The 16,813-nt window shown below is 36.9% G+C and carries 16 protein-coding genes; 15 read left to right on the top strand and 1 reads right to left on the bottom strand.

The window, feature by feature from the left end; genetic code table 11:
* Positions 1-33: 33 nt before the first annotated feature.
* The 9 genes from ACM46_RS19120 to ACM46_RS19160 all read left to right on the top strand — a co-directional run bounded on the left by ACM46_RS19120 (position 34) and on the right by ACM46_RS19160 (position 8,067).
* A complete protein-coding gene (locus tag ACM46_RS19120; RefSeq protein ID WP_048508304.1) occupies positions 34-564 on the top strand; it encodes a YceD family protein in 531 nt (176 codons plus the stop codon).
* Between the two features lie 66 nt (positions 565-630).
* Positions 631-834, top strand: coding sequence for a 50S ribosomal protein L32 (rpmF, locus tag ACM46_RS19125; protein WP_007843326.1), 204 nt, complete (start codon positions 631-633; stop codon positions 832-834).
* Between the two features lie 127 nt (positions 835-961).
* Positions 962-1,447, top strand: a complete 486-nt coding sequence (gene accB / locus ACM46_RS19130; protein ID WP_048508305.1) for an acetyl-CoA carboxylase biotin carboxyl carrier protein — start codon at positions 962-964, stop codon at positions 1,445-1,447.
* A 99-nt stretch (positions 1,448-1,546) separates the two neighbouring features.
* Complete coding sequence (gene accC, locus ACM46_RS19135) at positions 1,547-2,902, top strand: acetyl-CoA carboxylase biotin carboxylase subunit (protein ID WP_048508306.1); 1,356 nt, start codon at positions 1,547-1,549, stop codon at positions 2,900-2,902.
* A gap of 333 nt (positions 2,903-3,235) precedes the next feature.
* Positions 3,236-3,643, top strand: a complete 408-nt coding sequence (gene tssD, locus ACM46_RS19140; protein WP_048508307.1) for a type VI secretion system tube protein TssD — start codon at positions 3,236-3,238, stop codon at positions 3,641-3,643.
* A gap of 264 nt (positions 3,644-3,907) precedes the next feature.
* Positions 3,908-4,702: a hypothetical protein gene (locus tag ACM46_RS19145; RefSeq protein ID WP_048508308.1), complete on the top strand. Its 795-nt coding sequence runs from the start codon at positions 3,908-3,910 to the stop codon at positions 4,700-4,702.
* Between the two features lie 215 nt (positions 4,703-4,917).
* The gene (gene rocD, locus ACM46_RS19150; protein ID WP_048508309.1) at positions 4,918-6,165 is read left to right on the top strand and encodes an ornithine--oxo-acid transaminase; all 1,248 of its coding nucleotides are present in this window, start codon (positions 4,918-4,920) and stop codon (positions 6,163-6,165) included.
* Positions 6,165-6,920: a glycosyltransferase family 2 protein gene (locus ACM46_RS19155; RefSeq protein WP_048508310.1), complete on the top strand. Its 756-nt coding sequence runs from the start codon at positions 6,165-6,167 to the stop codon at positions 6,918-6,920. The genes rocD and ACM46_RS19155 overlap by 1 nt, the downstream gene beginning before the upstream one ends.
* A gap of 403 nt (positions 6,921-7,323) precedes the next feature.
* Positions 7,324-8,067, top strand: a complete 744-nt coding sequence (locus ACM46_RS19160) for a polysaccharide deacetylase family protein (RefSeq protein WP_083997466.1) — start codon at positions 7,324-7,326, stop codon at positions 8,065-8,067.
* On the opposite strand, the gene ACM46_RS19165 is transcribed toward ACM46_RS19160, so the two are convergent.
* Positions 8,064-9,143 carry a glycosyltransferase family 4 protein gene (locus ACM46_RS19165; protein WP_048508626.1) on the bottom strand — a complete coding sequence of 360 codons (1,080 nt, stop codon included), beginning with the start codon at positions 9,141-9,143 and terminating at the stop codon, positions 8,064-8,066. The two genes, ACM46_RS19160 and ACM46_RS19165, sit on opposite strands and share 4 nt — an antisense overlap.
* A gap of 59 nt (positions 9,144-9,202) precedes the next feature.
* Here ACM46_RS19165 and ACM46_RS19170 point away from each other — a divergent pair, with 59 nt between their 5' ends.
* The 6 genes from ACM46_RS19170 to ACM46_RS19195 all read left to right on the top strand — a co-directional run bounded on the left by ACM46_RS19170 (position 9,203) and on the right by ACM46_RS19195 (position 16,742).
* Entirely contained in the window at positions 9,203-10,180 is a 978-nt protein-coding gene (locus tag ACM46_RS19170; protein WP_048508312.1) for a WaaS/CpsH family glycosyltransferase, read from the top strand.
* Positions 10,177-11,364, top strand: a complete 1,188-nt coding sequence (locus ACM46_RS19175) for a glycosyltransferase family 4 protein (RefSeq protein WP_048508313.1) — start codon at positions 10,177-10,179, stop codon at positions 11,362-11,364. The genes ACM46_RS19170 and ACM46_RS19175 overlap by 4 nt, the downstream gene beginning before the upstream one ends.
* A gap of 64 nt (positions 11,365-11,428) precedes the next feature.
* The gene (locus tag ACM46_RS19180; RefSeq protein WP_048508314.1) at positions 11,429-12,676 is read left to right on the top strand and encodes a glycosyltransferase family 61 protein; all 1,248 of its coding nucleotides are present in this window, start codon (positions 11,429-11,431) and stop codon (positions 12,674-12,676) included.
* Positions 12,677-12,933: 257 nt separating this feature from the next.
* The gene (locus tag ACM46_RS19185; protein ID WP_048508315.1) at positions 12,934-13,704 is read left to right on the top strand and encodes a T9SS-dependent choice-of-anchor J family protein; all 771 of its coding nucleotides are present in this window, start codon (positions 12,934-12,936) and stop codon (positions 13,702-13,704) included.
* Between the two features lie 2 nt (positions 13,705-13,706).
* On the top strand, positions 13,707-15,647 hold the full coding sequence (locus tag ACM46_RS19190; RefSeq protein WP_048508316.1) for a PQQ-binding-like beta-propeller repeat protein: 1,941 nt from the start codon (positions 13,707-13,709) through the stop codon (positions 15,645-15,647).
* 186 nt (positions 15,648-15,833) lie between these two features.
* On the top strand, positions 15,834-16,742 hold the full coding sequence (locus ACM46_RS19195) for a glycosyltransferase family 2 protein (RefSeq protein ID WP_048508317.1): 909 nt from the start codon (positions 15,834-15,836) through the stop codon (positions 16,740-16,742).
* Positions 16,743-16,813 lie beyond the last annotated feature (71 nt).

Here is a 16,813-nt window from a genome sequence, read left to right on the forward strand (position 1 = left end):
TAAAAAAATTGCATATTTTTGCACACTCATTTTATGGACAAGTTAAGAAACTATGACGTAAGCTTTTCCGGGCTCAAAAACGGAAAGCACGTGTTCAAATTTGAGATAGATAAAACGTTCTTTCAATTATTTGACACTGAACAGGAATTTACAAATCCTAAAATAACAGCAGATGTTTTTCTTGAAAAGCATACTACCTTTTTAGAATTTGAGATTAAAGTAAACGGAACTGTTGATCTCGTTTGTGATATCACGAATGAAGAATTCAGCTATCCTATTGAAAACGAAATCAAGATTCTGGTGAATTTTGGTGAAGAATATGATGACAGCAATGAAGATGTCATTACCATTCCAGCCTCAGATCATGCCTTCAATGTGGCACAGCTTATCTATGAAAACGTACAGCTTTCTATACCGATGAAAAAACTTTCACCGAACGTAAGCGATGAAGATCTGGAAATTCTGAACAGGTTCAGTCCAAAAGATATTGAGGAACCGGAAGATGAAGAACATGAAAGCGACCCGAGATGGGACGCACTGAGAAAGTTAAAAGACAATAATTAAATAAAATAATTTAAATATGATGAGATGATGAATCTCATCGCTCATCAATTAAAAAAGTTATTCAAAATGGCACATCCTAAGAGAAGACAGTCGTCCACAAGAAGAGATAAGAGAAGAACTCATTATAAAGCAGTAGTTCCTCAATTAGCGAAAGATGCAACAACTGGTGAACTTCACCTTTACCACAGAGCTCACTGGCATGAAGGAAAATTGTACTACAGAGGTAAAGTAGTATTGGAAAAAGAAGTAGCAACTACAGAAGAAAACTAAGAGTCGCTTTTCACTGAAAAAGCCTTATTTTAATACAAAAACCGCCCAATTTTGATAAAATTGGGCGGTTTTTTGTTGTTTTTTATGTTTTTTTGGTATCTTTGGAACAAAATCAAATATCAAATTTATGGACATTAAAGACATACAAAATCTTATCAAGTTTGTATCTAAGGCTGAAGTTTCAGAAGTAAAATACAAAACTAAAGATTTCGAAATCACCATCAAAACTCCATTAGCAGGTAGCGATGCGGTTTATGCACAGCCAGCGGTTTATCATACAGCTCCTCAGGCAGCAGCTCCGGCTCCTGTAGCAGCAGCAACTCCAGCGGCAGCTCCGGCTGAAAAAGCTGAAGCAGCATCTGATGACAGCAAGTATGTGGTTATTAAATCTCCAATGATTGGTACTTTCTACAGAAAGCCATCTCCAGATAAAGATGTATTCGTAAACGTAGGTGATGAAGTTTCTGTAGGGAAAATAGTTTGTGTAATTGAAGCAATGAAGTTATTCAACCAGATCGATTCTGAAATCAGCGGAAAAATCGTGAAGATCCTTGTAGATGATGCTACTCCGGTAGAATACGATCAGCCTTTATTCTTAGTAGATCCATCTTAATTTAGAAGTTAGATGTTAGACATTAGATGTTAGACTTTATTCTGCATTCAAAATAACATTATCTAATTTTCAAATTATCTAATTTTCAAATTGAAGAAGATGTTCAAAAAAATATTAATAGCCAATCGTGGCGAAATTGCAATGCGTATCTTACGTACCTGCAAAGAAATGGGAATCAAAACCGTTGCGGTATACTCTACTGCAGACAAAGACAGTCTTCACGTAAGATTTGCTGATGAAGCGGTATGTATTGGTCCTGCTATGAGTAAAGACTCATATCTTAAAATCCCTAACATTATTGCTGCAGCAGAAATTACCAATGCTGATGCTATCCATCCGGGTTACGGATTCCTTTCTGAAAATGCTAATTTCTCAGGAATCTGCCAGAAAAACAACATCAAGTTCATTGGTGCTTCTCCGGAGCAGATTGAAAAAATGGGGGATAAAGCCAATGCCAAAGCAACCATGAAAGCAGCAGGAGTGCCATGTGTACCGGGTTCAGACGGACTGATAGAGTCTTACGAACATGCTGTAAAAGTAGCTGAAGAAACAGGATATCCTGTAATGATCAAAGCGACTGCAGGTGGTGGTGGAAAAGGAATGAGAGCCGTATGGAAAGCTGAGGACCTTAAAGATCACTGGGAATCTGCCATTCAGGAAGCTGTAGCAGCCTTCGGAAACGGAGGAATGTATATGGAAAAACTGATTGAAGAGCCTAGACATATTGAGATTCAGGTTGCCGGTGACCAATACGGAAAAGCATGCCACCTTTCTGAAAGAGACTGCTCTGTACAGAGAAGAAACCAGAAACTGACGGAAGAAACACCTTCCCCTTTCATGACAGACGAGCTTCGTGAGAAAATGGGTGCAGCCGCTGTAAAAGCCGCAGAATTCATTGGATATGAAGGAGTAGGAACTATTGAATTCCTTGTAGACAAGCACAGAAATTTCTATTTCATGGAAATGAATACAAGAATCCAGGTAGAACACCCGATTACTGAACAGGTAATTGATTATGACCTGATCAGAGAACAGATTCTTCTTGCTGCAGGAACCCCTATCTCAGGAATCAACTACTATCCTAAACTACATTCAATTGAGTGCAGAATTAATGCTGAAGATCCATATGCTGACTTCAGACCATCTCCGGGAAAAATCACAGGATTAAACATCCCTGGCGGACACGGAATCAGAGTGGACACTCACGTGTACTCCGGTTATACGATTCCCTCCAACTACGACTCTATGATCGCTAAGCTTATCACTACGGCTCAGACCCGTGAGGAAGCTATTGCCAAAATGAGACGTGCATTGGAAGAATTCTATATTGAAGGAGTAAAAACAACCATTCCTTTCCACAGACAACTGATGGATAATGAAGATTATCTGTCCGGAAACTACACTACAAAATTCATGGAGGATTTTGTAATGGATAGAAAATATGATAATCACTAAGATTATTTACAAATCAATATAAAACTGCCCCAAAATGAGGCAGTTTTTTTATGTCTCCATATTTCGACTCTTGATTTAGCAGTCAAAAAAAGCTGCCGGTCTTCTACCAATCTTCTGTACCTCCCACTCCATCGGGACTTCATAAATCCTTACCATCAAAATTCATAATTCTCTGATTTTCAATAAACATAAAAACCTAACACTTGTTAGTCGCAGAATTACGACACTTTTTTAAATTTATTCAAAAATCTTTTTTTGATCGTATAATTACTTCTATTTTTGGTGATATAAAACTACAAATCACACAATATTAACAATTAAAATTTACTTATCATGGCAGAAAGAAATTCAAGAGGAATTCTAAAATTCAACGGCGGTGAAGGACAGAAGTTATTAAAACTTAACTACAGTGTATCCCGTTCTACAGACGTATCAGGAAGAGTAGCATCAGATCCTTCCAATGCATTGATCAAAATCACAGTAGAAGCAACTGAAAAATCAGACATTCTGGAAAGTCTTCTTAACGGAAAATACAAGCCTACAACAGGTGAAGTAACATTCAACAAATCTCACGAAGAAGGCACACTGACTACTTTGAAGTGGGAAAACGGATATGTAATCCAGCACGAAGTAGACTTTGACGCAGTAGATGAAAACAGCATGTACATCAGCTTCATCGTAAGTGCAGAACTTATCGACCTTGGTAATTCTTCTTATAAAGCAGAATGGCCTACTTCTTAATAATGTAATTTCTTACATTCACAACAAACAGCAGACAGAATGGTACACCCGTATTAGGGATGCTGTTCTGTCTTTTTTTGCTAAAAATTATGGAATAGAGAAACAGCTTTCGTTCTCACAACCATTATAAAACGAAAGAAAATACAGATACAATTTCTGTACATCATATTCCGGGATCAGCCTGAGGAACACAAGAACTATGGATTGATATTTGGGAAAAATGCAGGCACTTAACAAGATCACTAAGTAAAAAATTAAAACGGCATGGAAGAAAACCGAGTACAACCTTTTCAGAAATATTTATCAGGAAACCACCTCTACCATGTGGAAAATTTGCTGGAAGTACATTTTGCAGAAACAAAAGGCTTCCATTCCTCCTGTAAAGTAAGCATACAGGAAACGGAAAACGAAGATGGCACCAAAAACTGGCAGATTGAAAAGACTGAAGACGTTCCCCTTCCCTCCGAAAACCATTTTATGGAAATCCTTCATGAGCTGGAAGAAAAATCTTATCCAATATCCATAAAAGTGGATGAAAAAGGCAGTTTTCTCAGTGCTGCAGATCATAAAAAGTATGTGGAAGAATGGAAACAGAAAACAGCTTCTATTCAGGAAAAATATCAGAATGCGGAAATCTTCAGGAATTTCTATCTTTCAGCACTGGAAGATGAAAGTACCTATTACCAGAATCAATTTAAAGAGCCTTTCTGGAACCTGCTCCTTTTTGCTCCTTCTTATGCAGACAACGGCGGAGACAGTGAAGAATCCATCCGCTGGAATATCAAAGGAATCGGGAATATAGACTGTAGAGGAAACCTCACAGCTGAACAGAGAGAATATGGCTTTGATGCTTTTTTCAGATCAGAAAGCACTGCTCCAGAACATATAAAAGAAGAGCTCAACAGGAAGTATCTTCAGAGAGCAGAACAGTATCAGGCTGAACTTACCATACAAATGGAATACAACTCCCCCAAAAAGCAATACACAAAGAAGAAAGCAGAATTCATCCTGCGGAACGGAGATCAGATCGTATACAGGGAAATAAGCAGTATGATATAAAGCACAACTGCGGATAATTCCAACATCGTAATCAAAAATTAATATCCTTCTCCCCGAAAGATATAAAACCTGCTTCACCTGATCACCAAAAGAAATATTTTCTAAAACACCCCAGACATAGCTTAAAATACACTTGAATTATGGTCGTGTACTGTATTACGTTTTTGTTCATGCATCTCATTAATAATGCTTAAATTTGTCGAAAACCAAAACATATGTCAACAGCAGCAACAGCAAAAAACTCACAGTATTTTATTGACCTTGAAGACAAACATGGAGCACACAACTATCACCCTCTTCCGGTAGTTCTTGATCGCGGAGAAGGCGTTTTTGTATGGGATGTGGAAGGCAAAAAATATTATGACTTTCTTTCAGCATATTCTGCTGTGAACCAGGGGCACTCCCACCCGAAAATTGTAGCCGCTTTAGTAGATCAGGCTCAAAAACTGGCCTTGACTTCAAGAGCATTCTACAACTCAAAATTAGGCGAATACGAGCAGAAAATCACGACTCTTTTTGGATTTGATAAGGTTCTTCCTATGAATTCCGGAGCTGAAGCCGTAGAAACTGCTGTAAAAATAGCCAGAAAATGGAGCTACGAAGTAAAAGGAATCTCAGAAAACGCCGCTAAGATTATTGTTTGTGAAAACAACTTTCACGGAAGAACAACTACTATTGTTTCGTTCTCAAATGATCCTGATGCGAACCAAAATTACGGTCCATTCACACCGGGATTCATCAAAATCCCTTATAATGATACAGCAGCTTTAGAAGAAGTACTTAACAGAGAAGCGGGAAATATCGCTGCATTCTTAGTAGAACCTATTCAGGGGGAAGCAGGAGTTTATGTACCGGACGAAGGCTTTTTGAAAAATGCTTCGGAGCTTTGTAAAAAACACAATGTACTTTTCATTGCTGATGAAGTTCAGACCGGTATTGCAAGAACAGGACAACTGATTGCATGCCACCACGAAAATGTACAGCCGGATATCCTGATCTTAGGAAAGGCCCTTTCCGGAGGAATGTATCCCGTATCGGCAGTATTGGCCAATGACGAGATCATGCATGTAATCAAACCGGGACAACACGGTTCTACATTTGGTGGAAACCCGATTGCCTGTGCAGTTGCCGTAGCCGCATTGGATGTAGTAGCTGATGAAAAACTATCTGAAAGAGCAGAACAGCTTGGGCAGCTTTTCAGATCTGAAATTGAAAAGATTATTGAAAAGAACGACCTTATCACCAAAGTAAGAGGAAAAGGTTTATTGAATGCGATCCTGATCAATGACACACCGGACAGCTCTACCGCCTGGAATTTATGTTTACAGCTTAAAGAAAACGGTCTCCTTGCAAAACCTACCCACGGAAATATCATCAGATTGGCACCACCTTTGGTTATTACAGAAGAGCAGCTTTTAGACTGCGTCAGAATCATTGAAAAAACTATCACAGAATTTCGTTAATGAAGTTATCAGTCTGTTATATTGTTTTAAATGGAGAAAGAATCATTGAGAAAAGTATCAGAAGCGTTCATGAGATAGCCGATGAGATTATTGTCGTTGATTCTTTTTCCACAGACAAAACGGAAGAAATCTGTCGTGGATTTCCGAAAGTAAAATTTATTCAAAAAAAATTTCTCGGCTTCGGCTGTCAGAAAAACTATACCCTGTCTGAAGCTTCGGGAGAATGGATCCTGTTTTTAGATTCCGATGAAGTTCCAGACGAAACGGCTGTACATGCCATTAAAGAAATTTTAAAAAGCTCTGATCCTTCTTACAAAGTATACGAGATTCACTTCAACAATATTCTGCTGAAGAAAACCATCCGGTATGGAGGCTGGGGCAATGTATGGAGAGAGCGGTTCTTCAAAAAAGGTCACGGAAAATATTCTGACGATCTGGTGCATGAATGTTTTATTACAAAAGATAAAAAAGGGAAATTACCCGGAAATATCAACCACTACACCTATAAAAGTATCGCCCATCATATTGACAAAATCAATAACTACACTCAGCTGATGGCAGAAAAAAAGGTTTCCAATGGAAAATCGGTATCTCTTTTTAAAATTATCTTTTCTCCTTTCTACGATTTTATGAAAACCTACTTTTTCAAACTGGGTTTTCTGGATGGAGTGGCCGGATTTTATATTTCAATCACCGGGGCATTTTATACGTTCCTGAAATATATTAAAATCAACGAAATTCTCAAGTTCAAATAATCATCTTTGGATTTAAAAATAAAAACAGCCGGACTGCCAATTCATTATTGTCAGTCCGGCTGCTTCTTTTATTCCCTGTATTAGCCCGCTCTTATTCATGAGAACAAATGGTTATAGATAGTCCGATTCCCTCTGTTTATCCTTTTATTGTCCTTATTAAAAGATCTTTATTTAGCTTTGAATCTGGCTATACATTAGTATGAACCTCATTTTAAGGTATTTTTAAGCGACTGCATTCAATATTTAATTAATTTTGAATGTTGTAACAGATCTCTTTTTATATAGACTCATACATTAGTAATCAATTAGCCCGTAAATAAAAAAATAGAATTAAATGGATCATAAGAAACTTTTACAGATATCAATCCGGTAAAAATGATCAGGTCCCAAAATTCAGATAACCATGTTTAGATTTGTTAAAAGGACACTTGGATTTTCCAAAGCAGAAAGTGTCCGCATTCTTATGTATCATAAAGTTCTACCGAAGAAAAACATCTCCGGGAAAGATTTTTTAACGGTATCTACAGAAGATCTCGAAGTACAGTTCCAGTACATTAAAAACAATTACAACGCCTTATTTTTTGATGAGCTCAATACCCAAAAACATTTAAAAAATAAGCTTATTCTAACTTTTGATGACGGCTACCTCAACAATCTGCAATACCTGGTGCCATTATTGGAAAAGTACCAGTTGAAAGCCACGATTTTCATCCCAACCGGGCTGATTCTTAAAAATGAGAAGGAGCAAAACCGTGAAATGATGACGTTTGAAGAAATCAAATCTCTTAATCCCAAATATGTTGAAGTTGCCCTGCACAGCCATGGCCATAAGAATTATTCAGAAATTTCGCTGCAGGAAACAGCAGATGATCTCTATGAAAATATCAAAACACTGGAAGAGAGGAAAATTCCTTTCACCAAGGTACTCGCCTATCCTTACGGTAAATTCCCAAAAAAAGGAGAGCACAAAAGACAATTCTTCTCCTTATTGGAAAATGCAGGCATCACTTCTGCAGTACGAATTGGAAACAATATTGATTATTATCCCTGGAAAAACAAATTCGAGATCAAAAGAATTGATATCAAAGGAGGTGACAGTTTCAGCGTATTTAAATGGAAACTGAGACTCGGAAAGATTAAACTTTAATTCAGGAGCTCACGGTAAAGATTTTCGTAGGCATCTGCCATTTCAAGATACCCAAACTTCAGGGCTCTCTCTTTCAGCTGCGAAGCATATTCATTTGTTTTGGAACCATACGCCTGCATCCCCGAAGCGTATATCTGCTGCATATGTTCTGCTGAAAAATCATCAAAATAAAAGGCCAGATTTCCTCCGATTTCCGGAAGACTGGTCAGCTTACTTAAAAAAACAGGTTTTCCGAAATACATGGCTTCCACAGGCGGAATTCCAAAACCTTCGGCCAGTGAGGGATGGCAATAGGATTCGCAGTGCTGAAGAAGATAATATTTCTCATTATTGTCTACATTTTCCACAATATGAACTCTGTTTTCCAATCCCAATGTTTTAATTTTCTCCAGAAACCTCTCTTTGTAGGCAGATTTTGCTGAAGAAGTTACCAATACGAGATCCCTGTCGTTTTTTGAAATCAGATCCAGCAAAACCTCCTGGTTCTTTTTGGGAAACAGCACTCCGATATTCAAAATGTATTTTCTTCCGATGAAACTGTACTTTTGTTCAGACCTGAATTCAGTTGTTTCAGGAAAAGTAAGTCCGTTATAGATTACTTTTACTTTTACCGAATCTTTCAATTTAAAAATAGCTTTGTTTTTAAGAAAATCTTCTTTTACAAATTCTGAGATACAGACCAGCGCATCTGCATTTCCAATGTTTTTCTGAACAAGTTTGGTACTTTTTTTCACCTTTTGATCAGAACTGTTGTCATGAAGAAAATTAAGATCGTGAAGAGTGACTACTTTTTTCTGTCCTTTTTTTATGCTGTGAAAATAATCTGAAAGCTGATGTGTGGTATGAATAAGAGAAAAAGATCCGGTATTGAATGGAATTTTCTTCTGCCAGAACTTCCAATTGATAATTTTAAAGTTTTTTTTCGTTATTGGAAGATTTTTTTTTGGTCCGTAAAAAGTATAATCAAAATCAGAGCTTTTCTCGTCCAGACCCTTTATTAATGAAATACATACGTTGGCAATTCCCGACTTCGGGTACTTCAATCTTTCGGCATCAATTAGAATTTTTTGTTTCATTCCCGTCAGGCTTTTCATCAAAAATATAAATTTAAATATGAAATTTTTATTTTTGCAGTATGAAAATTTGTTTAATCAGCTTCGATTTCTGGCATTATGACGAGCACATAGTGGAAAAACTGAGTGATAGAGGCATTCAGGCATGCCATATCAACATCGGAGCCTTTACCCATAAAAATACCGGAGAACGTATAAAAAACACGTTCAGCAAGATTTTTCTGGGCAAAAACCCTAAATATCATAAAAGACAAAGTTTCATACTGGAATCTCTGGAAAAAATTGGAAAACAGGACCAGATTCTGGTGATCAACCCCGAAGCTATCGAAGAAAGCATTCATCAGAAAATACGGGAATATGCAGACAGGAATATAGCTTATCTTTACGACAGCATGGCCAGGAACCCGGCGACCCATCTTCTGCATTATTTCGATACTATATTTTCTTTCGATGACAATGATGTACAGAATTTCGGATTCGAAAAAATAACCAATTATAATTATCTGGATCATGTTCCGGCATCCAAGCAGCGTCCAAAACTGGATCTGTTCTACATCACGTCTTATGATCAGAAAAGGCTTTCCGCCCTGAATCTGCTGATCAACAGGCTGAACCCGATGAAAATAAAATTCGAGGTGTATATGGTAGGAAAGAAAGGCTGGAAAAATAAGCTGAATCAGATTATCGATAAGAAGAATATTGATGTTTTAAAATTCGGAAGAAAAAAAATTGCTCACCACGCACTGCCTGCTTACTATAAAAATACCAAAGTTATCCTTGATCTGATGCGTGCCGACCAGACGGGTCTCAGCTTCAGAATATTCGAAGCCATGGCTCTGGAAAAAAAGGTCATTACCGATAATCCTACGATCAAAACATACGATTTTTATAATCCTCATAATATTTTGGTGCTGGATAAGAACTTCCGCAATGTGAAAAAAGATTTTTTTAATACGCCATACGAAAAGCTGCCGGAAGAAGTTTATCATAAATATACACTGGATCACTGGATAGATACTGTATTTAAACTTAATTCATGAAAGAAATAAAAAATGTGCTTATTGTAACCCGGGAATATAAGTGTTCTCGTACGCCGAAAGTAGGCGGCACAGGCGTTTTTTATAAAAATCTATGTACGGAACTGGTAAAAAAAGGAATAGCCGTACATGTTTTCCTGATTTCAAAATATGCATTTGATGCAGAGGAAGACGGAGTAAAGATTCATTCTATCAAAGATATTTTCAATGCCAATCCTCTTCTTGAACTGGTAAGGTCTTTTACCGGAAAACTGAAAGCTTTTGAGCAGATTCATTTCAAAACCTATCTTTCCGAGAAAAGAATAATTTCGGATAAAATAAGTTCCTGGATCAAAAAGAATCACCTTCATTTTGATATTGCAGAAACCCACGACTTCGACGGTCTGGCCCTTTCTATTCCCAAAGAAATTCCTTATACAATCAGATGCCACGGTTCCTGGTCTGTGCTGGAAAAGTATTTCGGATATAAAAAAGTACATAAAGGGCGTGTATTCTGTGAGAAAGAAGCTTTAAAAAAATCGGACAACATTATTACGATATCTCAATACAATGAGAGGATCAACAAAAGCCTTTTCGCGATTAAAAATCCTAAACTCATCTACAACGGTATTGATGAAACATTCTATAAGCCTGATGAAAGTACGGAAATCATTCCTCAATCTGTTTTCTTTTTGGGCAATGTATCTTTTGAGAAAGGAGCGGAAACGCTTATCCGTTCTTTTATTACACTTAAACAAAATAAACCCGGCGCATCTCTCCATTTCATAGGAAATCCCAACCATTATCCGGAATACGTTACAGAGAACATTCAGGATAATGAAATCAGAAGTTCCATTCATTTTCATGGCAACAAATCAGGGACGGAGATTGTACAGCTGATAGGCAAAGCAGAGACAGTATGCTTCCCCTCCAAAGGTGAAAATTTTAGCTTATCTTTGCTGGAAGTAATGGCCATGCAAAAACCGGTAGTATGTTCTGCTATAGATTCCTTTAAAGAAATTATACAGGAGCCTGAAAACGGCCTTATTGCTGAGGAAGACAACTTCCACGAAAAGATAAGTCTCATTTTTGAAGACGATGAACTGAGAAGCAGGATAGCACTTAATGCCCGGAAATTAATAGAATCAAAATTCGGCATTGATAAAATGGTTGATGAAACCATCAGCTATTACCGGGAGATTATATAGAAAACAGATCTGTAATCACCGGAAATAGTGACCGAACTTCTTAGGTCATCCTAAGTTTTAGAATATGAATGCAAAGGAACAAATTGAAAATTTAGAAGTACAGCTTAAAGCACTTAGAAAAAAATATTACATCAAATCTTTTTTCAGAAAAGCAAAGAGGCTGGTAACCGATTTTTTACCGCTGGATTCTATACCCTCTGAATACTGTGCAGAAAAAATTAAAATCAGTGAGAAAAATGAGGCCGAACTTTTTCTGCCCCAAACTTTTGATGCACCGCAGGTTTCTGTAAAAACACCGAAAAATGCTATAGAAATTTATGCATTACAGGATGTATTGTGCATTCCTAATTCCACCTATTTTCTGGATCTTAAAAAAGAGAAAATCTTTTATGAGAGATGGCATGATGACGACAGGATTACGTATGTATACAATACGGATAATCTGATGCAGCATTCCATGACGCTTGCCAAAGTGAAAAATCATAAGAATGTGTACTATGATGAGGAAGCTATTTTCCTGGGCGGAACCTTTACTTTTAATTATTATCATTTTCTGGTAGACATCCTGTCTAAAGTAGAGTTTTTCAAATACATTCCGGATGCCAAAAATAAGCTGATCGTTATAGACGAAGATGTGCAGAAGGTAGAAAACCTGAAAGATCTTCTGATGTTTTTCCTTAAAGATTATAAAGTTATATTTCTCAACCATAACAAGAATTACTATCAATTTAAAAAGCTTTGGCACATCACCAGTAACAACTATGCAGTTCCGAATATTATGCCGGGGGTAGACTATGAAGCCGGATTTGCCAAGCTGTCGAAAACATCTCTGCAATATCTCAGAAAAACAGCTTTTGAGAATCTGGATATGACTAAAGTCCGCATTAAGCCTGTTCAGAAGATATTTATTTCCAGAAGATCCCAGTTCAGAAAATATAATGCAGACGAAATTCTGGAAGTAGCAAAAAAATATGGATTTGAGGAAGTCTTTTTTGAAGATCTGAATATACACGAACAGATTTATCTGGTGAACACTGCCGAATATATGATAGGTCCAAGCGGTGCTGCCTGGACTAATGTTCTGTTCGCGAATCCTAAAGCAAAAGGTTTAAGCTGGTTCAGTTCCGTGTGGGGAGATTTTGCTATCTTCTCAACCTTAGCGAAAGAAGTGAATTTCGATCTTTATTTTTATATTTACCCGCAGGATTATGAAGGCTTCCATGAAGATTACAGACTGGACCCTGAGGTTTTTGATCAGTATCTGAATAAGCTGATCAACTTACCGGCTGCGGAAATTCAAAATCATCCGTAACTATAAAAAATAACTCACCATAACCGACCTGAATACCGCTGAGAATAAACTTAGAAAAACAGATACATACCACTTTAATTCTCAATCAATTGAATTAAAAAACACCTCTGCTTTTATTTTTAATTTCTCCACATTTCTATGTATGTTGTATTTAAAATTAATGTAAATTTCGCAGTTCAAAAAAAGTATTCATCAATATTATTTTTTTGACTGAATTTTAATTATAAATCAATCGGTTACTTAGAAAAAACATACGCATGAAATTGATTTTTACGGGTCTTTTATTCTTCAGTTCTTTCTTTTACGGACAATTTTCTGATAACTTCAACAATCATCATCTTTCAAAGGCTCCGGAAGAATGGGCTATACTCAGAGGAAAAAATGATGCGGGAGATGATTTTAATAACTGGAAACTGGAAAGTCTGAATAAAGACGGCTCAGATCAATGTTTCTTTGTAAGGTATGAGAATTCGGGTGAATTAAATGAGGATTGGCTGATTAGTCCTAAAATAGATTTAACTGATTATGAGGGTAATTTCCTGGTCTTTTCCCAACACAACTCTTTTGTGGGCAATACTACAAAATACGAAATAAAAATTTCTACAGATTCGCAACTCGACCGTGACCAGTTTCAAACCGTGGCGTCTTATACCGATTCTTCATTTGGTAAAAATTTCAGTTTAAAAAGAATCAATATTTCGAAATTTGACAAGAAGCAGATCTATATTGCTTTTGTAAAAAAAGATGATGACGGCAATAACTGGTATATAGACAATGTATCCGTCAAAGGAAAACCGGTATCCGAAAAAAGCAAACCCTTATTTTACCCTAATCCAACGTCCGGAGAGCTTAATGCCGAAAAAAGCGTCCAATCTCTTCAGGTCTTGAGTATGGATAACAGGCTGCTGAAAACCTATTCGGATGTAAATGCCATTGATATCTCCGATCTTCCGGCCGGAATGTATCTGCTTAAAGGAACCTATGACAATAAAGAAATTTTTGAACAAAAAATTGTAAAAGAAAATTAACCATGTCTAACACTAAAGTGCAGATCTTTGCAGGGTCTATAATGGTATTTCTGCTTCAGAATTTCATCTTCGGACAGAATTATTTAGTAGGATTTTCAAAAGAGTCTATCAACCCTAACTCTACCATACTTTCGTCTCCTCTTGCCGGCTTTGGTGATCCCAAACAAGGAAGGTTCAGTATCAGCTTCCAGGAAGCAGGCATCGCACAAAATGCGGTGGCCATGTGTTCCTCCGATACCAAGTTTTATATGGCGACAAGTGACAACAAACTTTGGCAAGCTGATATCAACGCCGGTACGCCCAATTGGGTTTCTATGGGAATGGCTTATTATGTAACAGCATTAGCCTATGGAAACGGCAAGCTGTACGGCACTGACAAATACAATAAACTGTGGATGAGAAACGCCGATGAAAATGACAGCCCATGGACCAATATAGGATCTGCCTATGAAACTACCGGACTTACCCTTCTGAATAATAAGCTGTACGGAACCAAGAAAAACAACACGCTTTGGGTAAGAGATACGAGCCCGTCTAATATTCCCTGGAAAAACATTGGAAAAGCCAATTCTGTAAGGTCATTAACCAATGATGGAACTCATTTGATTGCTTTGTCTAAATATGACAATGATTTATGGACAAGAGGCACTTCATCATCCAACGAGAGCTGGTCAAAAATCGGAACGCCTAACCGTACCACTTACGGCTCTTATTTATCCAACATTACTTATGTTAATAATAAATTGTACGCCACTTCCAACAAAAACAAATTGTATTATTCTCAGCACAGCCAGAGCCCTATTTATGCATATGCCTCTTATTTTGAAAAAAATTCAAAAAAAGCCCTTATCATTACCCTTGATTTATGCGGTATCAATTATTCTTTTTCCCATAAAGTAAAAACCGAAATAAAAAACTTATACAATATTGATGAAGATGCTATTTTGATTAATTGCTCCCATACTCATTATGCCCCCGTGTCTCAGAACTATTCCTGTCTTCAGGATTTTTACCATAATCCGGATCCCAAATATCTTGACATTGTAAAAAATTCCGTTTTAACGGCTACACAAAATGCAATTAACAATAAAACCGAAAGCAATTTAAGTTTCGTAAAAGGCAAAACCAATATAGGATACAACAGAGCAGACATTTCCAAAGATTTAGATAACAATATCACAATGGTTATTGCAAAACAGAGCACTACCAATATGACCAACGGTGTTATTCTGAGTGCAAGTACACATCCTGTCTGGTATAATCAGCCCCGTGATTTCGTTTCCATTTCGTCGAATTATGTAGGAGCGACAAGAGATAAACTCGGCATATTAAAGAATATTAATAATGTACAGCTTATGCAGGGATGGGCGGGTGATATCAATCCTTATAAAACAGATACTCCAGACCAGACTGCCAATAAACTCACTCAGGATTTCAGTAATTTATTTGCCTTATCGTCATCACCTGTTACCGGAGAAATTACGGTTAAACTTGACTCAATTGCAGTCCCGCTTAATAATTTCAGCTTTAACAGAGCGGTCAATATTAAAAAAGCCAACACCGGAAAATACGACCAGGTATCTGAAAGAAATGTAAGATGGGCCAACAATATTATTCACCAGTATACATCCGGGACATTGTCTAAATCTGCAACCATCTATATCCAGATTTTAAAAATCGGCGACTGGAATATCGTAGCCCTGAGCCGGGAAGCGGTCTCTCAGTATGCTATTGACCTGTACAATCATTATAACCCTTTAAAATTAACGGTATTAGGATATTCCAACGATGTATCAAGTTATCTTCCTGTACAATGGCATATAAAAAAGACTATTCCGAACTATGAAGGATATGAAAGCTTTTTTATTTATGGACAAAGTGGTATTCCCGTGAATAATGTTGAGGATATTATATTGGCCAAAATATACAGTATGATGCAGTAAAAGCAGTCTGTAAAAATATAGTGAAGCTTTGCCCGTTTACGGATAAGACTAAAAAACAGATCGTCCTGAGAAAAAGAATTTGTGATTACAATAGTCTTATTTCAAAAGATTATTATATTTTCATTCCCCAATACTGACGGGAAAATCTATTTATTCCTTTCCCGACAATTATTAACTGATTAAACAATGAACAATTCACCTCTTGTAAGTCTTATCATCATCACCATGAACCATGAAAAGTTTATTGAGCAGGCCTGCCAGTCTGCCATTTCACAGACTTACCCCAATTATGAAATCATTCTGCTGGATAATGCTTCGAAAGATAAAACATTTGAAAATGCAGAAAAGGTACTTTCACAGTTCAGTCAGCATTATAAAATGATCCGGAATACCGAAAGTTTCGGGGTGGCAAAAAATATCAATATTGCCATTACCCAGGCTTCAGGAGAATATGTTTCCCTGCTTTCAGGGGATGACTGGTATACGGAAAACAGTCTTGCGGAAAAAGTATCTTATATTCAGAAAAATCCAGTTGATTTTATACTTTCAGACGGGTACAAATATTACCAGGATGAAGACAAAACAACCGATACCTACACCCCAAAGGAGAAAAAACAGGTTATAGAAAGTCTCAGCAATTTCTTTCATGAAAACGTTTCCGAAAACAAAACATCCAACGTAGGAACATTTGTAAAAAGAGAAATGCTCGTGAAATATCCGTTTGATGAAAATATCAACACGGAAGACTGGGATATGAATCTAAGACTGACTTCCAAAGGCTACAAAATCGGATTTATCGATAAAAAGCTTTTTTATTACAGAATTCTTTCCACCAGTCTTTCAAGAAACTGGAAGCTCATGAAAGATTCCTATGAAAAAGTAACTCACAAATACATTGATTACATAAAAGCCGATCAGGAACTGTATAAAAAATACAACCTGAAACTCATCCATTTCAAATATGAAATCCTTTTATCAGAAACAGATTCACCCACTGAGAAAGAAAAGCTGCAGACAGAATGGAAAAAAGAAAAATACAGAATAAAATATAAACATCCGGTTTTATTCTTTAAACTGCTGCTGCTTAAAAAGTAAATAAAACAGAGGGAAGCCTGAAGCTGGAAGAAGGAAGTTATCAAAGTCTAAAGCATAAATACAGTACTGCT

The sequence above is a fragment of the Chryseobacterium angstadtii genome, assembly GCF_001045465.1.
In the GTDB taxonomy this organism is placed as follows: domain Bacteria; phylum Bacteroidota; class Bacteroidia; order Flavobacteriales; family Weeksellaceae; genus Chryseobacterium; species Chryseobacterium angstadtii.